Source organism: Achromobacter pestifer, assembly GCF_013267355.1.
In the GTDB taxonomy this organism is placed as follows: Bacteria; Pseudomonadota; Gammaproteobacteria; order Burkholderiales; family Burkholderiaceae_B; genus Achromobacter; species Achromobacter pestifer_A.
In genome coordinates this window covers 6,387,685-6,409,192 of sequence record NZ_CP053985.1, presented here as the reverse complement: position 1 = coordinate 6,409,192, position 21,508 = coordinate 6,387,685, and the positions used below count along the sequence as shown (strand labels likewise).

Here is a 21,508-nt window from a genome sequence, read left to right as displayed (position 1 = left end):
GGGAGCAGGGGGGATGGGTAGGGTCAGTAGGATTGGGCGCGCATCGAGGCGGGCCGTCCGGGCAGGGCGATGCGGGTGCCCGTATCGCTCAGGCCGTGGTCGCCCACGGCGAGGATTTGCATTTCGGCATCCAGGAAGTTGCCGACGTACAGGTAACGGCTGTCGGGGCTGAAGGCCACGCCTTCGGGCAGCGCGCCGACATCCATGGCGCCGGCGCGGGTCACGGATTGGCCGTCGATACGCAGCAATACGATCTGTCCGCGCGGGTGGTGGAACCAGGCGCTGGACGGGTTGTTGGAACCTTGCACGATGGCGACCGCCGCATAACGGCCGTCGGGGCTGATGGCGATGCCTTCCGGGCCGTCCTCGACCATGACGCGGTCGATCACGCGCGGCGGGTCGGCGCGCAGGTCCACCACGCTGACCGAATCCGCGTGGCCGTCCGAGGCGGTCGGGCTGCCCATGTCCACCACCAGCGCCAGCGCGCCGTCGGGCGACACCACCAGGTTGAACGGCACGAGACCCGTGGTCAGGTCTTCGGCGGGATCGTGCGTCACCAGGGGCTGCGCGCCGCTTTCGTCGATATGCAGCACGCCCAGGCGGTGTGTGTCGGTCTTGACCACGAAGGCGCGGCGGCCGTCGGCGGAAAAGGACACGGCCACGACCGGGGTGCCCAGGTCCACCTCGCCGCAGACCTCGGCGCGCTTGCCGGCGATGCGCAGCACCGACACCGAGCGGCCAGCCTTGTTGGCCACCAGCGCCAGCGTGCCGGCGCGATTGATGGAAAGGCCGGAAGGCTGCAGCCCGGTCTCCAGCCGCTGAACGATGGCGGGCGGGCTGGCCTCCAGGTCGATCACGTACAGGCCGCGGCCCGGCTCGGGCTGCCAGCCGTTGCCGTCGGCGCGCGCGCGCCAGTCCATGGAATCGGCGATCAGGCCCAGGCGTTGGTCCGGCGTGACCGCCAGATTGACCGGCGGGCCGAACAGCGAATTGGGCAGGGACAAGGTCGCGACGAGTTCGGGCGCGGCGGGGTTGGCCGCCGCGTCGTAGACGCACAGGCTGTCGTTGCCGGGCGCCAGGAAACGGATCTGGCCGTCGTCCCAGGTGACTTTCTGATCGTTGCCGACCAGCAGCAGGTGGCGTGCGCCTTGTGGGTTCATGCCGCGAGCTCCTGCGCCTGCGGCACCGCCAGGGTGGCGCCGATGAGCTGCCGGGTATACGGGTGGACCGGCTCGAAATACACCTGGCTGGCGGGGCCGCGCTCGACCACGCGGCCGCCTTGCAGCACCACGATCTCGTCGGCAATGTGCTGCACCACGGCCAGGTTGTGGCTGATGAACAGATAGCCCAGGCCGCGTTCGCGTTGCAGCTCCATCAAGAGGTTCAGGATCTGCGCCTGCACCGATACGTCCAAGGCGGAAGTGGGTTCGTCGCAGATCAGCAGTTGCGGCTCCAGCATCAGCGCGCGGGCGATCGCCACGCGCTGGCGCTGGCCGCCCGACAGCTCGCGCGGATAGCGCGCGGCGAAGGCCGGCACCAGGCCCACGGCGTCCATCATCCGCCGCACCGAGGCAGCCTGCGATGCTGCATTGCCGATGCCATGCGTGCGCAGCGGCGCGGTCAGGATTTCGTTGATGGTGCGGCGCGGATTGAGCGAAGAGTACGGATCCTGGAACACCATCTGGATGCGGCGGGCGCGGGCGCGCGCCGGCATCGCCGCCAGCGGCTTGCCGTCCAGCAGCGCCTGGCCTTGCGTGGGCGCCAACAGGCCCAGCATCAGCTTGGCGATGGTGGACTTGCCGCTGCCGGATTCGCCCACCAGGCCGATGGTCTGGCCGGCCGGCACGTGCAGGTCGATGTCATGCAGGATGCGCGGCGCGGGCCGGCGCGAGAACAGGCCCGCGCGGCCGTACTGGAAGCACAGCGCGTTCAGGCTGATGCTGGCGGAGGGCGTCGGTTGCAGGCTCATGCCACGGCTCCATGGCGCAGCGCGCCGGGTTTGATGCACAGGCAGCGGTGTCCGCCCTGCACGCGCGCGGGGAAGGGCTGGGCGCAGCGGGCCTCGGCCGCCGGGCAGCGCTCGCGGAAGGCGCAGCCGCGGATGGCGCTGTCCAGCGACGGCACGGCGCCCGCGATGGTGGGCAGGTCGGCGCGCGGCGCGGTGCGGCCAGGCTGGGGAATACAGTTCAGCAGCATCGCCGTATAGGGATGGCTGGGTCGCTCCAGCACTTCGCGCACGCTGCCGCCTTCGACGATGTCGCCCGCGTACATGACGATGACGTGGTCGGCGATGCGCGCCACCAGGCCCATGTCGTGCGAGATGAACACCATGCCCAGCCCGAACTCGGCCTGGATGTCGCGCAGCAGGTCCAGCAGCTCGGCCTGCACGGTCACGTCCAGGGCGGTGGTGGGTTCGTCGGCGATCAGCAATTCGGGGCCGCACATCAGCGCCATGGCGATCATGACGCGCTGGCGCAGGCCGCCCGACAGTTCAAAGGGATACTGCCGCATGCGCTCGTCGGGATTGGCGATGCCGACGCGGCGCAGCAGGTATTCGGCGCGTTCCTCGGCCTCGCGGCGGCTGACGCGCTTGTGCCGGCGCAGCACGTCCACCAACTGGGTGCCGATGGGGAACACCGGATTCAGCGAGGTCATCGGATCCTGGAAGATCATGGCGATGCGCGCGCCGCGCAGCTGCGCCAGCGCCTTGGGAGTCAGCGACGCCAGGTCCTGGCCGGCGAACTCCAGCTTGGCGACGCGGCGGCGCGCGGCTGCCGGCAGCAGGTCCAGCAGCGCCAGCGCGGTCAGCGACTTGCCGCAGCCCGATTCGCCGACGATGCACAGCGTCTTGCCGCGCTCCAGGCTGAAGTCCACCGCGCGCACCACGTGCTTGACGTGGGTGGGCGTCTGGATGTCGATGTGCAGGTCCTGGACCCGCAGCAGGGGATGGCTGGTGTCGGTCATGGGATCAGCCTTTCTTCATTTGCACGGCGCGCAGCGATTCGCCGGCGCGGTTCACGCACAGCACCAGCACGAACAGCACCACGCTGGGGATCACCACCAACGAAGGCTGGAACAGCATGTTTTCCTTGCCTTCGGCGATCATCAGACCCAGCGACGGCATCGGCGCCGGCACGCCCAGGCCCAGGAACGACAGCGATGCCTCCAGGGTGATCGCCATGGCGGCGTCCACGGTGCCGATGATGAGCAGGTTGCCCACCAGGTTGGGCAGAATGTCGCGCCAGATGATCTGCAGGTGGGTGCAGCCTTGCAGGCGCGACGCCGTGACGAACTCGGCATTGCGCAGGCCGGCCGCCATGGTGCGGGCCACCAGCGCATAGCGTTCCCACAGCAGCAGGCCCAGCACCAGCACCACCACGGTGAGCGATGCGCCGACCACCGACACCACCGCCAGCGCCACCAGGATGATGGGCAGCGCCAGGCGCGCGGTGATCAGGAAGGACACGACGCGGTCGATTGCGCCGCCGAAGTAGCCCGCGGCCACGCCCAGCGTGGTGCCGATCAGCCCGCCCATCAGCGCGACCGACAGGCCGATCAGCGCCGACACGCGCACGCCGTACAGCGCGCGCGCCAGCACGTCGCGGCCCAGCTGGTCGGTGCCCAGGATGTGGTTCCAGCTGCCGTCTTCGGCCCAGACGGGTTCCTGCAGCCGCGCCAGCAGGTCCTGCGTGTACGGGTCATGCGGGATCAGATAAGGACCGAGCAGGCCGGCCAGCACCAGCAGCGCCAGCATGGCCAGGCCGAAGCCGCGGCCCACGCGCGCCGCGCGTTCGCCGCGGGAGCGGACGGGAAAGGAGGAGGCGATGACGCTGCTCATGATGAAACTCGCACGCGGGGGTCGAGCCAACCGTTGATCAGGTCGGCGGCCAGGGTCAGGACGATGTAGATCAGGGCGAAGATCAGGATCAGCGCCTGCATCGTGGGAAAGTCGCCGCGCAGGATCGAAGTCCAGGCCAAGAGGCCCGCGCCGTTGATGGCGAACACGGTCTCGATGACGACGGAGCCGGCCAGCAGCGTGCCCATCTGGGCCGCGGCCAGCGACACCAGCGGCCGCAGCGCGTTGCGCAACGCGTACTTGAGCACGACGCTGGGACCGCCCAGGCCCATGGCGCGGGCGGTGCGGATGTAGTCGGTGGCCAGCACGGTTTCCATTTCGGACTTCATCAGGCGCAGCATCGCCGGCATGGCGAACAGGCCCAGCGCGGTCACGGGCATCACATAGTGCTTCCAGCTGTCAAAGCCCGAGGCCGGCAGCCATTGGTTGCGCACGCTGAAGACGATGATGAGCAGGAAGGCCAGGCAGAACGGCGGCATGGCCTGGGCGCAGGCCGACAACAGCATGGTGGCGCGGTCGATCAGCGAGCCCCGGCGCAAACCGGCCAGCACGCCCAGCGGAATCGCCAGCAGCAGCGCGAACAGCATGGCGGCCAGGCCCAGCTTGGCGGTGGCCGGGAAATGCTGGGTCAGCAGTTCGGCCACCGGGCGGCTGAAGTACAGGCTGTCGCCGAAATCGCCGCGGGCGACGCCGCCCAGCCAGCGGCCGTACTGCACCAGGATGGGATCGTTGAAGCCGTGCAGCTGGGCCAGCCGGGCGGCGTCGGCGGCGCTGCCTTCGCCGGCCAGGCGCGCAGCCGGATTGCCGGAAGCGAACACCAGCGAGAAGCTGATCAGCGAGACGAACACCACCAGCAGCGCGGACACCACCAGGCGGCGAAACAGGAATGCAATCATGGGGCTACCTATGACGGTATGCGCCGGATTGGCCGCCGCTCGCGCCCCTCAGGGCGTGGGAACGGGGCCATGCCGGCGGGGCCGGTCAGTTCCAGCGGGCCTTGTAGAAACGCGGGAACTCGTCGCCGTCGACCGAGAAATTCAGGTCCTTGGACTGCACGGCGTTGAGCGAGTGGTTCCACAGCGGCACCCAGTAGGCCTGGTCGGCCACGATCTTCTGGGCGGCGGCGTAGTTCTTGGCGCGCAGTTCGCGGTCCACGGAGGTGTCGGCGGTTTCCAGGAACTTGATCACTTCCGGATTGCGCGCCTGGTCGTCCGGGCCGCCGCGGAAGAAGTTGCTGGTCGACAGCGCCGCGTCGGCGATGCCGTAGGACCCCCAGTTGGACGACAGCATGGCGATCTTGCCTTCGCGCCAGTTGGTCATGGCGGTGCCGTACTGCTGCTCGACCAGGTTCAGCTTGATGCCGGCCTGCGCCATCTGCGCGGCGGCGGCGTCCAGGATGGCGCGCGGCGGCGCCGAGATCACCAGGTCCAGGGTCACGCCGTTGGGATAGCCGGCTTGGGCCAGCAGCTGCTTGGCGCGGGCGGGGTCGAATTTGTAGGTCTGCACATCGGCGGCGCAGCCGAACTGCGCCGGGTTGCAGGCTGCGTTGATCACCTTGGACGCGCCGCCGACCAATGCCTTGCGGATGGCTTCGCGGTCGATGGCGTAGTTGATGGCCTGGCGCACTTCCTGTTTGGCCAGCGGCGACTTGCCGTCGTCCGCGCGCGGGTTCAGCGAGATATAGCTGATGCGCATGATGCTGCTGCTCTTGACCGTGACGGCCGGCTGCTTTTCCATGCGCTTGGCCACGTCCGGCGGCACGCGCCAGATCCAGTCCAGGCCGCCGGACAGCATCTCGGCGTACTGGGTGTTGGCGTCCGGCAGCACGCGCACCACCAGCTTCTGCACGGCGGGCTTGGCGCCGAAATAGTCCTCGAAGCGTTCGTAGACGTAGCGGCTGCCGGGCTGGCTTTCGACCAGGCGGTAGGGGCCGGTGCCGATGGGCTTGGCGCCCATGTCGGACTGGTTGGCCTCGTAGTACTTGCGCGGATAGATCGGCAGGTTCTCCGACAGCATCTCCAGCGCCAGCGGGTAGGGCGTCTTCATCTTGATGCGGACCGTGTCGTCGGACGCTTTCTCGGCCTTGGCAATCCAGGCGACCTGGTTCTGGAAGCGCGCCTTGTAGCCTTCGGATGACACCAGGTTCAACGTGTACAGCACGTCGTCGATGGTCAGCAGCGAGCCGTCATGGAACTTCACGTCCTTGCGGATCGGCAGTTCGATGGTGGTGTCGTCCACGAACTTGTAGCCGGTGGCGATGGCCGGGCCGAATTCGCCCGTGTCCTGGTTTTTCTGCAGCAGCCCCGAGAACACCATGCGCGCCAGCGCCAGGCCCGGACGGTCCGATTCCTTGTAGGCGTCCAGCGTGGCGGGCGCTGCGTCGAAGGCGATGTTGAGGGAGTTGTCAGCCTTGTTGGCCTGGGCGGCATGGGCGCCAAGCGCCAATAGCGCCGCGCTCAAAAGCTTCACGGTACGGGTCAGCTGCATGTTTTCACCTTGATGTGTTTTAGGTATTGGACTTACGGGTACTGCGGGTGCTGCGGAACTGCTGTTTGCGTATCGGCGGGCAAGCCGCTCCCCTTGCCGCAGGCGGCGCGTCTTGCGCCGGCGGTGCTTGCACGGTCGGTCAGGGAGGGGGCCTGGGCGTCAGGCCAGGATTCAGGCGTTCATCAAATCATCGGATCCCAACGCTGCCGAAGTCTTCCCGCAGGCGCGCCAGGATGCCAACCAGGTGGTCGTGCATGGCGTGGCGCGCGCGGATGGGATCGCGGTCGGAAATGGCCGCGAGGATGCGTTCGTGTTCCTGCTGGGCTTCGCTCCACACCTTGGTGGTCACGAAGTGTTCTTCAAGGCGGTTGAATACCGGGCTGAGCGTGCTCAGGTGCCAGATATGGGAAATTGCCGCGGCCAGCGCCGCGTTGCCGCAGGCCGCGCCGATCGCGCTGTGGAAGGCGCGGTCGTGGACGCTGGGCGATTCGGTCAGGGACATGCCGTCGTGGGCCGCGCGGATCGCCGCGATCTGGGCCGGCGATGCCTTCTGCGCCGCCAGGGCCGCGCACTCGGGCTCCAGCAGCAAGCGGGTTTCCAGCAGGTCGAAGGGGCCGATATCGGTGGCTTCGACGCCGTTGGCGGCAAGCGGCGCCTGCTGCGGCGACTGGTACTGGCCGTCTTCGCGCGCCGGGTTCACGAACACGCCCGTGCCCACTCGGACCTCCACATAGCCTTCGATTTCCAGCGCGATCAGCGCTTCGCGCACCGAGGCGCGGCTGACCTGCAACTGTTCGGCCAGCTCGCGCTCGGCCGGCAGCCGCCCGCCCGCGGGGAAGTCGCCCGCCTTGATGCGCGCGGCGATCTGGTCGGCAATCATGCGGTAGAGGCGGGTGGAGGCGACGGCCTGGAGAGAGGTCATTGTTGCGGTCGGGTGGGTGATCGGGAGGTAGAGGGTAATGGGTCTGTCCGGGCTTGTCTTGCATGGCGCCCCGGAGAGCGCCAGGAGTGTCTGGATATCTGGTGGCCCAGTGGTCAGGCCACTGGACGAAATGTACCGGAGGCGATCCGGCTTGTGAACCGGGCTTTTCCATTTTTAGGGAAAACCACTAGCGCCGCGTTTCCCTGCGGCGGTGGCTTGCAGCCGGCGTCCGCGGCGGGACGCCGGCAGCGCATGGGGTCAGGCCGAAGCCAGTCCGCCGAAGAAGCGCGAGGCGTTCGATTCCAGGCCTTCGATGTAATAGCCGCCTTCCTGCACGATCAGGGTCGGCAGTTTCAGGCCGCCGACTTCCCGGCCCAGGCGTTCGAAGCCGTTCTCGCTGACGGCGACCATGGCCTGCGGGTCTTTCTCGAAGATGTCGAAACCCAGCGACAGGACCAGGGCGTCGGGCTGGAACAGTTCGATGGCGCGGCGCGCCTGGTCCAGCTTGTCGAAGAACACCGATTCCGGCGAACCATGCGGCATGGGCAGGTTGATGTTGTAGCCGTAGCCGGCGCCCGCGCCGCGTTCGTCTTCATGGCCGGCGACCACGGGGTAGAAGTTTTCGGGGTCGCCGTGGATGGATACGTACAGCACGTCGCTGCGCTCGTAGAAGATCTCCTGGATGCCCTGGCCGTGATGCATGTCGGTGTCCAGGATCGCCACGCGCGGAAAGCGCGAGCTCAGGCGCTGGGCGGCGATGGCGGCATTGTTCAAATAGCAGAAGCCGCCGGCCGCGTCGCGCCGCGCATGGTGGCCGGGCGGGCGGCAGATGGCATAGGCGTGGCGCTCGCCCGCCAACAACGTGTCGGCGCCGGCGATGGCGCATTGCGCCGACCAGTAGGCCGAGTGCCAGGTGTGCTGGCCGACCGGGCAACTGCCGTCGGCCAGGTAGCGCGCGGCCTGGGCCAGCACGCCGCGCAGGGCGTTGGGTTCGCGCACGAAGACATTGGAGACGACTTCGTCGCCCCAATCGTCGGGCAGCTGTTTCCAGGCAGCGTGCGCCCCTTGCAGGAAACGCAGGTAGTCCAGCGTGTGGACCGCCGAAATCGCGCCGGCGCCCTGGTCGGGCGGCGCCTGCACGTCAAAGCCCAGCTTGCGCGCGGCCTCTGCCAACGCGTCCAGGCGCGACGGCACTTCCTGGGGCGTGCGCATCTTGCCGCGCGAGAAATAGGTCTGCGGATGGTGCAGTTTCTGGTCGTCGTGGAAGTATGCCTTCATGCTGGATGACACCTGGTTGGGGGTTGACGCAGGGCCTGCCAGGCGGGTGGTCCTGGGCAGGCGGCCAAGACGACGTTATACGTGGCCGCGCGCCGGAGGACAATCGGCAACACCCAGGATTCAGCGCAGGGCCGCGCGCGCGGCGGTCTCCAGGTCCGGCAGCCGCTCATCGAGCTTGGCGCGGTCTTGGGCCACGGCGTGCTGTCCCATCTGCATGCAGAGTTCGGCCACGGCGGTCTTTCCTATCATGGCGAACGCTCCCCGGATCGAATGGCACTGTTCGCGCACGCCTTGAAAGTCCCCCCGCTCCAGTGCGTCGCGGATCGCCGCCAGCGAGGCGCTCAGACTGGAGTCCAGTGCGGCCAGCACCGCCGGATCCGGCGGCAGCGTCGCCGGATCGGTAAAGGCAAGGGGTTCATCGCCAAGCGGAGCCTGTGGAATGTGCTCGCGTATCGTGCGTTGCAGCGCCCGTAGCGACAGAGGCTTGAGCAATATTGCGTCAAAGTCCGCCGCACTGCTGTGCAGTTCGTCGGGTTCCACGTGCGCCGTGACCGCAACGACAGGGAGCGCAGGGCCGCGCGCTCTCAGGAACTGCGCCAGGGCGTAGCCATTGATCTCCGGCATGGAGATATCCGTCAGCACCATGTCGTAGCGGCGCATTCTTACCCAGCGCATCGCGGCGGCCGCGCCTTCGGCGGCGTCGGCGGCTATGCCCAGGGCGGCGAGCTGATCCAGGATCAGCTCGCGGTTGGCGGGGTGGTCGTCGACCACCAGCACGCGGATGTCCTGCGCCAGTCCGCGAGACGCGGGGGCTGCGCGCGGGCCGACCGGGCCGGCGGGCAGTGGCGCCGCGGCAGCCGTTTGTTGGCAGGCTTGCAGCGGCAACGCCACGCTGAAGACGCTGCCTCTACCGGTGGAACAAGCGACGGACAGCGTCCCGTCCATCATTTCGACCAGCTTCTTGCTGATCGGCAATCCCAGTCCGGTGCCGCCGTAGCGGCGGCTTATCGACCCGTCGGTTTGCGCGTACAGGGTGAACACGCGCGCCGCCTGCTCGGGCGTCATGCCGATTCCGGTGTCGCGCACGCGCAGCTGCACGCCGGTTCCGCCGGCCAGACCCCGGCCGGGCGTCGCGGTAATTTCCACTTCGCCGGCTTCGGTGAACTTGACGGCATTGCCCACCAGGTTGATCAGGACCTGGCGTATGCGGGTCGGGTCGCCGGCATAAAACTGCGCGAGTCCGCTGTGGGGCTTGAACGACAGCCGCAATCCCTTGGCGCGGGCGGCGGGCTCGAACATGGCGACGACCTGGGTGGCGACCTGCGCCAGATCGAACGGTATGCGCTCGATCGTCATCTGGCCGGACTCCATCCGCGACACGTCCAGGATGTCATTGATCAGATCGACCAGCGCGCGCGAGGCCTCGCGGACGGTGCGCAGGCGTCCGCCTTGGCCCACGGCGTTCGGATCCCGGTCCAGCAGTTCCAGATGGCCCAGCACCAGATTCAAGGGTGTGCGGATTTCGTGGCTCATGGTCGCCAGGAATACGGACTTGGCCCGGGCAGCGTCGATGGCGGCGATCCTGGCGTCTTCGCGCCGCTTCTCGATGTCCTTGCGCGCCGTCGCATCAGAGAAGCTGCACAGCAGCACGTCGTCGCCGTGGTAGCGCGTCTTGACGATATTGACCAGCAGCTCGCACTCGCGGCCGTCGTCCAGCTTCAAGGTGACTTCGCGGTCGCGCTGGACCCAGGCGTCGCGGTCGCCGCGGTCATGGCAGTCGCGCAGCAAGCCGTGCAGCGACACGCCGGCGGCGGCTCGGGCGGAGTAGCGCTGCATCATCGCGTTCTGTAGCAGCGCCTTGCCGCTCGCGCACGACACCAGGCCCACGCCGAACTGCGCCGATGCGATGATGGAGCGATTCATGTGCTCGCTTTCGAACACGTGCTGGGAGCGGCGATACACGGGGACCAGCGCCTTGCGGTTGAACCACAGCAACAGCGCCCAGAGCGTGCTGAGCAGCAGGATGGTCACGGTCAGATACAGCGCCAGGCTGGGCAGGAGCGCGGCGGCGACGGTGCGCCAGGGATAGGCGTACACCAGGGTCCAGCCGGTGTCCAGCAGCGGGCCGCTGACACTGAAGATGCCATGCTGGTAGTGCGTCTGCGGTTTTGGTCCGGTTTGCTTCCATGAGTGGGAGGTCAGGGCCGTGCGCACTGGCCCATCCGGGTGAGTGATGGACCGCGCGCGGTCGGCTTCAAGCAGAATGCGGCCGTCGCCATCCACCAGCGCCACGGCCGTGCCGGCGGGGATGCCGTCCAGGCGCGCGGCCAAGGCGCCGACGGGATAGTCGCTCACGAAGATGAAAAAAGGCTGAAGTCCGTCGAATGCGGGTTCGACGAGCTTGATTACGTTCTGGCCCGTCAAAGGATTGAGCGCGGGAGGTTGCCACAAGATGCGGCGGGTCGAGGCCCATAGCGCGGCCAGGTCTGGATCCTCCAAGGCGCCCAGATCATAGGACAGGCGGCTGATGAGGTCAGCGGTATCCGAGGCGCCGACGCGCTCCAGCAGTTGCGGAAAGTCCATGCGCGGTGCGGGCATCAGGGCCAGGAAGCGCAGGTTGGGGCTGTATCCGTATGCCATCAGCGGCGATCTTCTTTCCTGTTGGCTGGCGGTCGCCGTATACGCCTGCAGTTCCAGCATGCCCAGGTAGCGGGCGTGCTTGTCGGCCGCCGCGGCATCGGCCGCCGCGGCATCGGCCGCCGCGGCATCGGCCGCCGCGGCATCGGCTACCGCCAGAATGGGAGTGAGGCCGACGCTGGCTTGCAGCTGGACCCGGCCATGGCCGGCGCGGAACGCGGCCTCGGTTTCGCGCGTCGGGACGGGCCGCGCCTTCCAGAGCAGCTCGGCATTGATGACGCCACGCCGCATGGCGGTCTGCTTGCCTTCGAGATCCAGGTTCACCAGAGACTGGTGCGCCATGAGTTCCGTGTGCAGCCTGGCGATGGCGGCATGCGCCGCGTTGTATAGAACCAGGCAGGCTGCAAGCACGATCAGGACGGACAGCACCATGCCGCCGCCGAACAGCATCACGGAGTGATAGCGGGCGAGGAGGCTGAGTTCCCTGGCATGTTGCACGCCCGCGCTGAGCAGGTCTTGCAAATCGCCAAGTCCGGCCGTGGCGGTGGAGTTAGGCATATCGGTCTATCGGTATGGGTCGCGCGCGTGGAGGTGTGGCGCGCTTGATGCAGAAGCGAAGAATCCCATGAAAATCCGGCTTGTAATCCGTTTTCAGGGCTATATTTGCATTTGTTTTGCAGTATTCGGACTGGTCCTATATCAAAGTCGCATGAACTAGGACGAGGCTTATGAATTCGCCACAAGACAGGACTCCGGGCAGGCTGCGGATCGTTACGCGGATCCAGCGCCTGCATGTGCGGCCCGGTCCGATCATGCGGCGGCCGGCCGCCAGGCTGACTCAAATCTGCCCCGCTTCTTTGCGTCGCGTCAGGACAGGCGGCCGAGCCGTGATCCCACGAAGCCTTGCCCCGCGGGTTTGTCGCGGCGCAAGCGCAGGGCCTGTCAGTGGTGCGCCCGGCAGCGGCCGCTCTCAATCGTGGCGGCTGGCAGCCGTTATCAAGACATCACGGAAGTATTTGCGGCGCCCCTGCCGCATTTGTTGAGGAGTTGACATGAGGCATCCTGCGAGGGTTTCTATTCGTATGGTCATGGCAGGCTTGTTGGCGGCGGGTGTGATCCCCATGACGGCTCATTCCGCCTCGGGAACCATTACGTTCACAGGGGGAGTTTCGGCGGCTTCGTTCACGCACGATCTGCGGCTGGCGCCGGCCGGGGCGACGCTGCAGTTCCTGGGTGCGCGGGTCGAGCGCAGTAGCGCGACCGTCAGCCTGCGGAGCCTGGATGATGCGTCGTACGGCTTGGCGTGCTCGGGCGTGCGCATGCAGCCAGATGCGGCCTGCCATCTGCCAGCGGGTGGCGGCGCGCTGGCTTTGACGGCGAGCCGGACGCATCCTCTGGCGGGACCGGCCAAAGCCATCGTTACGCTGGCCTACGACTAGCCCTAGCCGCCAGCGCCCGCGCAAGCGTGCGCGGACGCCGGCCGCGTAAAGTCATGCATCGGGCCGGCAGAGGACCGCCGGCCCCAGGGGCCCGTGCAAGGGCTCCAATTCAGATGAACAGTCCCTAGAGACTCGGACATGGACGAATTCAAGATCAAGGTAATGCTGGCGGATGACCATCCCGGCATGCTCGCGGGCGTACAGCATGCGCTGGCCGAGGTCGCCACGATTTCACTGGTGGGCGCGGCGGCCAACTCCACTGAACTGGTCGCGCTGCTGGATCGCGTGCCTTGCGATGTGGTGGTGTCCGACTATTCCATGCCCGCCGGCGACTTCGGCGATGGCGCCTCGCTGTTCGGCTTGCTGCAGCGGCGCTATCCGCAGCTGAAGCTGGTGGTGCTGACCATGCTGGACAATGCGGCGGTCATGCATACGCTGGTCACGCTGGGCATAGGCGGCATCGTCAGCAAGTCCGACGCGCTGGCGCACCTGATCCCGGCCATCCACGCCGCTCACACTGGCGGGAAGTACTACTCGCCCAGCGCCAACAAGGTCATCCAGTCCATAGACTGGAACCGGCGCGGGCGCAATGCCGAAAGCGTGTTGAGCCAGCGCGAGTCCGAGGTCGTGCGGCTATACGCCTCGGGCTTCACCATCAATGAAATCGCCGAGCGCCTGCATCGCAGCAAGAAGACCATCAGCACCCAGAAGGCGAAGGCCATGGAAAAACTCGGCATCGAGCGCGAGGTCGACCTGTTCCGGTACGCGATGGAGAACGGCTTGACGGCCACGCTGGCCGAGGAGTCCGCGCCGGCGGGGCAGGAGCAGGCTTCAGGCACGCCAGGCTAAGGTCCATGCGCGCATGGGTTTACGTCGACCTCGGTTCTTGCGCTGCGGCGGCAGGGCCTGCGGATGGACTGGCGCTGATCAATCCTGATTCGATGCCGTAGCGCAGCAGTTCGATGTCGCGCTCCAATCCAAGTTTGAGCATGGCGGTGCCTTTCTGCGTGCTGATGGTCTTCTTGCTGCGATGCAGGCGCTCGGCGATTTCATTGATCGTCAGGCCGGACACGAACAGACGCACCACCTCCAGCTCGCGCCGGGTCAGCATGTGGATGCCGTAGTCGCCGCGATCCAGTGCGTTGGCCAGCTCGGAGATTCGCGGCGAAAGATAGCGGCCGTTGGCATGGGCGCCATGTATCGCCGGCAATAGATGGTTCAGCGAATCCGACTTGCTGAGGACGGCGGGGATGCCGAGGTTCAATAGCGAGTGCACGATGCCAGGGCTTTCCAGCATGGTGAGCACGACGATTTTCAGGGCGGGATAGCGTTGCCGGATCAGGCCGAACAGCGTGACGCCGTCGCCGAACCTGCCGCCAGGCATGGAATAGTCGGAAATCAGGACTTCGCACGGATGCTGGCTCAGCATCTCCATCAGTTCGGTGGAGTCGCGGGCCGCGCCGATCACGGATACGGTGCTGCTGGTAGCCAGCGTGTGCTGTATGCCGGCGCGCACGGCGGGATGGTCGTCGGCGACCACGACGCGTAGATTGAGTGGCTTCATCATGGAACTAGGTAGGAGCAAGGCTGGCGAGGCCGCCAGGCGCGGCTAGGCGGCGCAGCACAGACTGTATGGGCGCGGGCCCTGGCGGATAAGCAGCCAGGTCCGATTGCGGGCCCCATTCGAATAGGACTAAGCCTATTTTTCGCTGTCGCGGGGTTCGCGCCTTGTCAGCGCCGCCTCTGCCATGGGCTCGAAGGCATCCAGGGCGTCAGCCAGGGCTTCGGTACGCTGGCTGCGAACCAGGTCTTCCATGTGCGCGCACAGGTCCGCCAGCGCCGTCTCGTGAATCATGGCGTAGGCTCCGCGCAGGGAATGCAGATGCGCCCCGGCCTCGGTCTTCTGGGGGGCATTGCCGGCCCGGATCGAGGCGAGCTCCTTGCGCATGGCCGCGAGCGACTGCCGCAGCGACAGGACCAGGGCCTCATGAACGCGCGCGGGCAGGGGGCCTTGTGCGATCTCGTCCCGGGCGCGCGCGCCAGGGGCAGGCGCCGCGCCTGGACGCAGCAGGCGTCGGATCGCGGCGTCCAGCTTGCCCAGCAGCAGCGGCTTGACCAATACCGCGTCTATGCCGGCGTCGCGGCATTGCTGCTGTTCCTGGGCGCCGACGTGGGCGGTGTAGGCGATGATGGGTACCTGCGCGCCCTGTGCGCGCAGGCAGCGAGCCACGGCATAGCCGTCCATGCCAGGCATGTTCACGTCCGTGATCATCAGGTCATAGGCCTGCTCCATGAAGCGCCCCAGGGCGGCGCTGCCGTCCGCGGCCAAGTCCGCCTGGTAGCCCAGGGTTTCCAGCTGCATCTTCAGCAATTCGCGGTTGGCGGGGTTGTCGTCAGTCACCAGGATGCGCGCAGCGATGGGACGGTCCGGCTCTTGCGGCGCCATGCCCGCGTCCGCCGAAGCATCCGGGATCTCGGCGGGCGCAGGGCATAGGGGCAGGGTGACGAGGAAGGTGCTGCCTTCTTGCGGCTTGCTGGTGACAGCGATGCTGCCGTGCATCAGCGAGGCCAGCCGCCCGCACAGCGCCAGACCCAGCCCCGTGCCGCCATAGCGCCGGGCGATGGAGGAATCGGCCTGCGTGAACGGCCGGAACAGCGTGGCCTGCTGCGCCGGGGTCATGCCTATGCCCGTGTCGCTGACGCCGATCACCACAGGCGTGTCCGGATCGTCGTCGTCCTGGCGGTAGACCTCCAGCAGCACGTCGCCGCGCGAGGTGAACTTGATGGCGTTGCCCACCAGGTTGAACATGATCTGGCGGATGCGGGTGGGGTCGCCGAGGTAGCGGGGGGCAAGGCCGTCGTCGATGATGCAATCCAGCTCCAGCCCCTTGGACTGCGCGGCCGGCGTAAAGACGGCGATGACTTGGCGGGCCGCGTCGGCCAGGTCGAACGGAATCGACTCCACGCTCATCTGTCCGGATTCGACCTTGGAGAAATCCAGGATGTCGTTGATGATGTCCAGCAAGGTGGCCGACGACGACGTGACGGCGCGCAGGCGCTCGCTCTGGGGCGCCGACAGGCCGGAGCGCTCCAGCAGTTCAAGATTGCCCAGGATGGCGTTGAGCGGCGTGCGGATCTCGTGGCTCATGGTGGCCAGGAAGGCAGACTTTGCCTGGTTCGCCGTATCCGCGGCCACACGGGCCTCTTCCAGCTTTTGTTCGAGCTGCTTGCGGGCGGTGATGTCGGTAAAGTTGCAGAGCAATACCTCCACGCCCTGGTACTTGGTCCGCACCGCGCTTACCAGCAGATCGCTGCGGCTGCCGTCGGCGCGCGGGTAGGAGAGTTCCAGGTCGGCGTGCCCGCCGGCGGCTTCCGGAGCGCCGCCATGGCGGGCGAGCAGGCGCGCATGCAGGGGCGGGCCACCGGGCGCGCCGCTGGCGGCATAGCCCTGCATGACCTCATTCTGCAGCAGCACTTCGCCCGTGTTCAGCGACAGCAGGGCGAGGCCCGAGGGCGCGGTGGCGACCATGGTGCGGTTCAGGTTCTCGCTTTCGAATATGCGTTGCGACCGGGCATAGCCGGGCTTGAAGACCTTGCGGTCGAGCAGCAGCAGCACGGCCCAGACGAAGGCCACCATGAGCAGCGTCGCGGCCGCATAGCTGGCCAGCCGCGGCCATAGGTCGGCAACGATGGTGCGCCAAGAAAATGCATAGACCAGGTTCCAGCCGGACTCCGAGACCTGTTCACCCAGGATGAAAAGACCATCGCGGTAACGCAGATCCGACCGCATGGACGGATCTTGCCGCGCTGCGTCCAGGATCCGGGCGGCGAGCCGCGGGTCCTGCGCGTCCCTGTCCGTGGGCAGGAGCTGGCGTCCGTCCTTGTCGACGATCAGGGCGGCTTCTTCGTAGCGCGTTGTCGTCAGATAGGCGTTCAGGGCATCGGCTGGGTAGATCGCGACAAAGATGGCGAATATGCGGCCCTGGCTGCTTGCGGCCTGGTACAGCCGCAAGGACAGCTTGCGCGTCAGCGGGTCGACGGCCGGCGGCAGCCAGCGGGGTCCGCCTGCCGCCATCAGGCGTTGCTGGACCTCGGGCGAGTCCAGGTCGCCCAGGTCGGGGGCAATGGCCCGTATCAGTTCCGGGACGTTTTTCGCACCCACCAGCGTCAGCGGGTCCACGGTCTCGGACATGGGACCCACGCCGAGGAAGCTGCGGTCGGGGCTGTAGAAGAAGCCGCTGACCGAAAGCGCTTTGGCATAGGCCGCGGCGGAATAGCTGATCTCGTCGGTCAGGTGCAGATAGGGCAGATAGGCCGCGGCAGGCCGGCCCGGTTCGATGTCGGCCAGCGCCACCACCGGCGGGAAGTTGGGATTGCGCTGGAACTCCATGCGCCCTTGCTGCCGCGCGAAGGCCTGCACCAGATCGGGCGCGGCCGCCGACGAGCGCCCGGGCCAGGCGTATTCCTCGTGCGACAGGCCGATGCGAAACGCCCCCTCGCGCACGCCCAGCGCCGTCTGCAGCAGCGCCTTGCGCACCACAAAGCCGGCGTAGCGTTCCGCGACGTAATCCTTGGCCTGCGCGAACACCATGACGCCGGCGACGGCCAGCAGCACCAGGGTGGTCACGGCGCCGCCCACGTACAGCAGGGCGCGTTGGTAGCGGTTCAGGATGCTGATGGCGCTGCGCGATGGCCGGCCGGGGGCCTCGGGCTCACGTACGTCTTGGGGTTGCGCGGCCATGCTGGATTCGGCTCCGCCGGGATGGGTGACGCCATGATAGAACCAAACCGGCCGGAATCGGCAAAATAGGACTCGGCTGATTTCCGTTCCCGGCGCCGGGTGGAACAATGAATTCGTCGGCAGTTCGCTGCCTGGCCTCCCGCCTGCAGGCGCCTTGCCGCAGCGCCGTGGGCCCTGCGTTCATCGGGAACATCATGCTCAAATCCGCCCTGGTTGTCGATCAAGACGAATTCCAACGTTTCGCGCTGGCGCGGATGCTGGGCAAGATCGGCGTGCCCGAAGTCGAAATGGCCCACGACGGCGCGTCGGCCGTGGCAGCGATCCGGCAACGGCAGTGGGATCTGGTCATCGTCGACCTCGACATGGCGGACCGCACCGGGCTGCAGATGATAGACGCGCTGGCCGATGCCGGCGGTTGCGGCGGCATCGCGATTGCCAGCAGCCATCCTTCGCGCATCCTGCAGGCAGCGGCGACCTACGCCCGCAACCGTGGCGTGCCCATCATCGCCGCGCTGGGCAAACCCCTGGAAGCCGCTTGCCTGGTTTCGATGATCGAATCGCTGGCCCGTTCGGCGCTGGCGGACGGGGTTGCCACGTTGCGCACCGCGGCGGCGAGCAGCGGGGCGGTGCTCGCCGGCCTGGACCGCGAACGCCTGCTGCGCGCCCTGGCGCTGCGGGAGATCACCGCGCATTTCCAGCCGCAGCATTGCGCCGCGACGGGCGAACTGCGGGGCGCCGAAACGCTGGCCCGCTGGGCTGGGGAGGATGGCGCGATGGTGCCTCCGGCGGCGTTCCTGCCGGCCTTCGAGGACGCCGGCCTGCTCGAGCCCCTGACCGACTACATGCTGGCGCGCGCCTTCGAGGCGCAACGCGAACTGGGCGGCCGCCCGGACTGCGTCATCGGCATCAATGTGCCAGCGGTGGTCGCCAGCTCCATCCGCTGGGCCCAGGACGTCGCCGACCGCGCCGAGCGCGCGGGCGTGGATCCGGGCCGCATCGTCATCGAGATCACCGAGGACGGCGGCGCGCGCTCCAATGGCGCACTGGCCGGCGCCATCACGCAGTTGCGACTGCGCGGCTTCAGCTGCGCGATCGATGACTTCGGCACCGGCGACTCATCGCTGGACCGTCTGCTGTGCGCGCCCTTCGACGAACTGAAGATCGACCGCGAGCTGGTCGCCCGCGCCGCGCGGCAGGGCCACGCCCAACGCATCCTGGCCTGCACCATCGAGATGGCAAGGTCGCTGGACATGACGGTGGTGGCCGAGGGCATCGAAACCCATGAAGAGCACGAGATGGTGCGTGCATTGGGCGTGCAGGTGACCCAGGGCTATTACCATGGCCGGCCGATGCCGCTGGGCGCGTTTCGTCAATACGCGCTGAGCCAGGGCGTGATCGGGCACGGCATCCTGAGGATGTACGCCAACGCCTGAGGCCTGCAACCCGCGGCTGGCTTCAAGCCGGCGCGGCTCAGGATCCCGCCAGCACCACCAGGGCCGCCAGGCACAGCAGCGCGCCGAACGCCGCCAGCGCATAGGGCAGCAGTTGCGCGTACACGCCGCGCTCTTCGCCGCGGCCATGAGCCAGTCCGGCCGCGATCGACATCCGCACCGGCGAAAATATTCCCATCGACGTGCCCGACACATGCAGCAGCGCCGCCGCGGCCGGGACGCTCAGGCCGGCATTCAGCGCAAGCGACAATTGCGCGGGCATGAACAGGCTGTTGGGCGCGTTGCCGCTATTGGCCAGAATGCCGAAGACTCCGGCCAGCACCGGCGTGATCAGGATGGTCCAGTCCTTCAGGCTTGCGAACAGGCCGTCGGCGTAGGCTTGCGAGATGCCGGCGCCCGCCAGGACTTCGGCCATCATGGCGAACAGGAACACGGAGTACACGGCGTGGCGTCCGGTGGTCCAGGCCGCCCGCGCCTGGGTTGTGAGCAGGCCGCTCTGACGGCACCGCGCCGCCATCAGCAGCGCGCCGATGATCAGCCAGCTGCCGGCATGTAAGAGCGGCATCCAGCCGGGCAGGTCCGCAAACGGCCTGAATGCGGCCAGCCCCGCCAGGCCGCTGTTCAGGCCCGGCAACAGGCGCGTGGCCACCAGCCAGGCGATCATCAGGATGTAGGGCAGGGCCTTGCGCGCGGCCGCCATCAAGCGTGGCCGGTCCGGCCGGCGGTCCAGCAGGAAGCGCAGCACGATGAGCGGGCCATAGGCCGAGAGCAGCGCGGTTTCCGGCCCCAGCAGCGCCGTCGCGGCGCTCAGGGCGGCCAGGCTCGCGATCATCCAGATGGCCTCGCGCACCTGTTCGGCCGGATCGGCTCGTAGGCCCGCGCGCCTTGCGGTGCGCCAGTACAGCAACATCCACAGCACCGTCAGCAAGGCCACCGGCACCATCCCGTAGAGCGCCAGCTGCGTTGCAGGGACACGTGCGTAGGCCGATGCCAGCAGCGTGCCGCTGCCCATCGCCCCCCATGGAATCAGGGTCTGGCTCAGCAGCGCGAACACCATGATCTCGCGTGGCTTCAGGTTCAGCGGCCGGATCAGCAGCACCGTTCCCAGCATGCCCACGCCAAAGCCGGTGGCCGACTCGGCGAAGGGACCGACCAGGAAACAGGCGAAGAACAGCAGCCGGCGGCGCGCCAGGGGGCTGGTCAATGCGGCTTTGTCGCCGTCCGTCGCCTGGCGGGGCGCACGGCCTTGCGCCGCCATGTTCCAGAACAGCAGCCCGCCCAGGATGTACGGCGTAATGATCCAGCCTATCCAGAGCCCTCGTTCCAGCGCCAGCCACAGCTGGCCAGAGCCAAAGGGCACGGGCGCGCCAAACAGCGCGATGGGCGTCGCGGCGAGCAAGCCCAGCACGGCGGCGGCCGTGGTGTTCAAGCGCCCGCTGGCGATGGCGCCGATGACGGCCAGGGCGGGTAACGACCACAGAAGGTACATCATGGGTTGAACGTCTGCATGGCGGGGTCCGGGACGTGGCGTAGCGCGTAGCAGTGTATGCCGGGAGCCGGTCCGCGACGGTTCATGCCTGCCCGATTGCAGGGTCTTTTGGAAGGCGCGGCAACCGTACGCTGCGTCCTGCGTCTGGAACGCAGGACGATGATAAAAATGCCGCAACCCGCGGGGGCGGGATCAGAAGTCCAGCGTGGCGTGGGGCCAGCGCTTCTTCGCCACCAGCTCGCGCGCCACCTGGCGCAGGATCTCGACCGTCGCCTTGGTGGCGCGCGAGGCCGGCCTATCCGACGGGTGGGCCAGGATGCGGCGCAGGCTGAGACCATCGATCGGCTGGGCGCACAGGCGGCCTTCTTCGATGTCTTCCAGCACGGTTGCGGCGAAGTGCACGGTCACTCCGACCTTTTCCTTTATGAGGCGCTTGGCGACTTCCATGGTTTCGACTTCCACCACCGGATTCAGATGCACGCCGGCGTGCGCCGCCTGGGCTTCGAGTTCGAGCCTCACACCGGACTTGGCCAAGCCGGTCATCACCAGCGGCAGCTCGGCCAGGTCGCGTACGCCGATCCGCGCGGGCCGGGCCTTGCGATGCGCGGGCGGCCCGATGAGGCACATGCCTTCGGTCAGGAAGGGATAGGTGAGCAGGTTGGCGACGGGTACCGGGCCGTTGAGCACGGCCAGGTCCACCTGGCCCCTGAGGAGCATCTCGTGCAGCGTGGGAGAGAAGGCTTGAACGAAGCGCAGCCGGACTTCAGGGAGCTGTTCTTGCACGGCGCGCGTCAGGGGCACGGCCAGCGTCATGGCGAGTCCGGGAGATATGCCGATGACGACGGGGCCGCTGGGATGGCGTTGCAGGGCCGACATGTCCTGCTTGAGTTGTTCTGCGTAGCGCAGCAGGAAGGAGGCGCGCTCCAGCAGGAAGGCGGCTTCTTCGGTGGGAGACGCGCCGCGCGAGTGGCGCACGAAGAGCTGGACGCCGAGTTCTTCTTCCAGCAGCCGGATCTGGCGCGTGAGCGCGGGCTGCGCCACATGCAGGACGCTTGCGGCGCGGCCGAAGTGCCCCTGGTTGGCCAGGACGACAAAGTAGCGGAGTTGCCGCAGGTCCATTTCCGTATCTTCCCTATGGGGTGGATTGAGTCATAACAAAATTATATGAGAGCGGTAAGAAAATGGTAGTGGACGCTGTGTAGTGCGGA

Annotated in this window: 16 protein-coding genes; 3 read left to right on the top strand and 13 right to left on the bottom strand. The window is 67.5% G+C overall.

All coding sequences use genetic code 11. The features are described 5' to 3' along the window. Positions 1-23 precede the first annotated feature (23 nt). The 9 genes from FOC84_RS30190 to FOC84_RS30150 form a co-directional block, all read right to left on the bottom strand. Complete coding sequence (locus FOC84_RS30190; protein ID WP_173148812.1) at positions 24-1,160, bottom strand: YncE family protein; 1,137 nt, start codon at positions 1,158-1,160, stop codon at positions 24-26. After that, a complete protein-coding gene (locus tag FOC84_RS30185) occupies positions 1,157-1,969 on the bottom strand; it encodes an ATP-binding cassette domain-containing protein (RefSeq protein ID WP_173148810.1) in 813 nt (270 codons plus the stop codon). The genes FOC84_RS30190 and FOC84_RS30185 overlap by 4 nt, the downstream gene beginning before the upstream one ends. Continuing rightward, positions 1,966-2,964, bottom strand: coding sequence for an ABC transporter ATP-binding protein (locus FOC84_RS30180; protein WP_173148808.1), 999 nt, complete (start codon positions 2,962-2,964; stop codon positions 1,966-1,968). The genes FOC84_RS30185 and FOC84_RS30180 overlap by 4 nt, the downstream gene beginning before the upstream one ends. 4 nt (positions 2,965-2,968) lie before the next feature. After that, positions 2,969-3,838, bottom strand: a complete 870-nt coding sequence (locus FOC84_RS30175) for an ABC transporter permease (RefSeq protein ID WP_173148806.1) — start codon at positions 3,836-3,838, stop codon at positions 2,969-2,971. Next, the gene (locus tag FOC84_RS30170) at positions 3,835-4,752 is read right to left on the bottom strand and encodes an ABC transporter permease (protein WP_173148804.1); all 918 of its coding nucleotides are present in this window, start codon (positions 4,750-4,752) and stop codon (positions 3,835-3,837) included. The genes FOC84_RS30175 and FOC84_RS30170 overlap by 4 nt, the downstream gene beginning before the upstream one ends. Before the next feature lie 85 nt (positions 4,753-4,837). After that, positions 4,838-6,343 (bottom strand): ABC transporter substrate-binding protein, encoded by a 1,506-nt coding sequence (locus FOC84_RS30165; protein ID WP_173148802.1) that lies wholly within the window; start codon positions 6,341-6,343, stop codon positions 4,838-4,840. A 187-nt stretch (positions 6,344-6,530) separates the two neighbouring features. Further along, complete coding sequence (locus tag FOC84_RS30160) at positions 6,531-7,265, bottom strand: FadR/GntR family transcriptional regulator (RefSeq protein ID WP_173148800.1); 735 nt, start codon at positions 7,263-7,265, stop codon at positions 6,531-6,533. Positions 7,266-7,523: 258 nt separating this feature from the next. Then, complete coding sequence (locus tag FOC84_RS30155; RefSeq protein WP_173148798.1) at positions 7,524-8,543, bottom strand: histone deacetylase family protein; 1,020 nt, start codon at positions 8,541-8,543, stop codon at positions 7,524-7,526. A 120-nt stretch (positions 8,544-8,663) separates the two neighbouring features. Further along, on the bottom strand, positions 8,664-11,738 hold the full coding sequence (locus tag FOC84_RS30150; RefSeq protein WP_173148796.1) for an ATP-binding protein: 3,075 nt from the start codon (positions 11,736-11,738) through the stop codon (positions 8,664-8,666). A gap of 563 nt (positions 11,739-12,301) precedes the next feature. Between FOC84_RS30150 and FOC84_RS30145 the strand changes: the two genes are divergently transcribed. Both FOC84_RS30145 and FOC84_RS30140 read left to right on the top strand, forming a co-directional pair. Then, the gene (locus FOC84_RS30145) at positions 12,302-12,619 is read left to right on the top strand and encodes a hypothetical protein (RefSeq protein ID WP_173148794.1); all 318 of its coding nucleotides are present in this window, start codon (positions 12,302-12,304) and stop codon (positions 12,617-12,619) included. A gap of 138 nt (positions 12,620-12,757) precedes the next feature. After that, positions 12,758-13,468 (top strand): response regulator transcription factor, encoded by a 711-nt coding sequence (locus FOC84_RS30140; RefSeq protein WP_173148792.1) that lies wholly within the window; start codon positions 12,758-12,760, stop codon positions 13,466-13,468. A 19-nt stretch (positions 13,469-13,487) separates the two neighbouring features. Here the strand turns inward: FOC84_RS30140 and FOC84_RS30135 are convergent, their stop codons facing one another. Then, entirely contained in the window at positions 13,488-14,186 is a 699-nt protein-coding gene (locus FOC84_RS30135; RefSeq protein ID WP_173148790.1) for a response regulator, read from the bottom strand. Between the two features lie 132 nt (positions 14,187-14,318). Next, a complete protein-coding gene (locus FOC84_RS30130; protein WP_254241824.1) occupies positions 14,319-17,360 on the bottom strand; it encodes a hybrid sensor histidine kinase/response regulator in 3,042 nt (1,013 codons plus the stop codon). A 194-nt stretch (positions 17,361-17,554) separates the two neighbouring features. Between FOC84_RS30130 and FOC84_RS30125 the strand changes: the two genes are divergently transcribed. Continuing rightward, positions 17,555-18,793: an EAL domain-containing response regulator gene (locus tag FOC84_RS30125; RefSeq protein ID WP_173148788.1), complete on the top strand. Its 1,239-nt coding sequence runs from the start codon at positions 17,555-17,557 to the stop codon at positions 18,791-18,793. A 37-nt stretch (positions 18,794-18,830) separates the two neighbouring features. Here FOC84_RS30125 and FOC84_RS30120 read toward each other — a convergent pair whose 3' ends face one another. Continuing rightward, positions 18,831-20,303, bottom strand: a complete 1,473-nt coding sequence (locus FOC84_RS30120) for a hypothetical protein (RefSeq protein ID WP_173148786.1) — start codon at positions 20,301-20,303, stop codon at positions 18,831-18,833. Positions 20,304-20,492: 189 nt separating this feature from the next. Beyond that, positions 20,493-21,419, bottom strand: coding sequence for a LysR family transcriptional regulator (locus FOC84_RS30115; protein ID WP_173148784.1), 927 nt, complete (start codon positions 21,417-21,419; stop codon positions 20,493-20,495). Positions 21,420-21,508: the final 89 nt, after the last annotated feature.

Excerpts from the sequence above, each read along its gene's own strand:
- FOC84_RS30190 (WP_173148812.1), bottom strand. The coding sequence starts at position 1,160 with ATGAACCCACAAGGCGCACGCCACCTGCTGCTGGTCGGCAACGATCAG.
- FOC84_RS30185 (WP_173148810.1), bottom strand. The coding sequence starts at position 1,969 with ATGAGCCTGCAACCGACGCCCTCCGCCAGCATCAGCCTGAACGCGCTG.
- FOC84_RS30180 (WP_173148808.1), bottom strand. The coding sequence starts at position 2,964 with ATGACCGACACCAGCCATCCCCTGCTGCGGGTCCAGGACCTGCACATC.
- FOC84_RS30175 (WP_173148806.1), bottom strand. The coding sequence starts at position 3,838 with ATGAGCAGCGTCATCGCCTCCTCCTTTCCCGTCCGCTCCCGCGGCGAA.
- FOC84_RS30170 (WP_173148804.1), bottom strand. The coding sequence starts at position 4,752 with ATGATTGCATTCCTGTTTCGCCGCCTGGTGGTGTCCGCGCTGCTGGTG.
- FOC84_RS30165 (WP_173148802.1), bottom strand. The coding sequence starts at position 6,343 with ATGCAGCTGACCCGTACCGTGAAGCTTTTGAGCGCGGCGCTATTGGCG.
- FOC84_RS30160 (WP_173148800.1), bottom strand. The coding sequence starts at position 7,265 with ATGACCTCTCTCCAGGCCGTCGCCTCCACCCGCCTCTACCGCATGATT.
- FOC84_RS30155 (WP_173148798.1), bottom strand. The coding sequence starts at position 8,543 with ATGAAGGCATACTTCCACGACGACCAGAAACTGCACCATCCGCAGACC.
- FOC84_RS30150 (WP_173148796.1), bottom strand. The coding sequence starts at position 11,738 with ATGCCTAACTCCACCGCCACGGCCGGACTTGGCGATTTGCAAGACCTG.
- FOC84_RS30145 (WP_173148794.1), top strand. The coding sequence starts at position 12,302 with ATGACGGCTCATTCCGCCTCGGGAACCATTACGTTCACAGGGGGAGTT.
- FOC84_RS30140 (WP_173148792.1), top strand. The coding sequence starts at position 12,758 with ATGGACGAATTCAAGATCAAGGTAATGCTGGCGGATGACCATCCCGGC.
- FOC84_RS30135 (WP_173148790.1), bottom strand. The coding sequence starts at position 14,186 with ATGATGAAGCCACTCAATCTACGCGTCGTGGTCGCCGACGACCATCCC.
- FOC84_RS30130 (WP_254241824.1), bottom strand. The coding sequence starts at position 17,360 with ATGGCCGCGCAACCCCAAGACGTACGTGAGCCCGAGGCCCCCGGCCGG.
- FOC84_RS30125 (WP_173148788.1), top strand. The coding sequence starts at position 17,555 with ATGCTCAAATCCGCCCTGGTTGTCGATCAAGACGAATTCCAACGTTTC.
- FOC84_RS30120 (WP_173148786.1), bottom strand. The coding sequence starts at position 20,303 with ATGATGTACCTTCTGTGGTCGTTACCCGCCCTGGCCGTCATCGGCGCC.
- FOC84_RS30115 (WP_173148784.1), bottom strand. The coding sequence starts at position 21,419 with ATGGACCTGCGGCAACTCCGCTACTTTGTCGTCCTGGCCAACCAGGGG.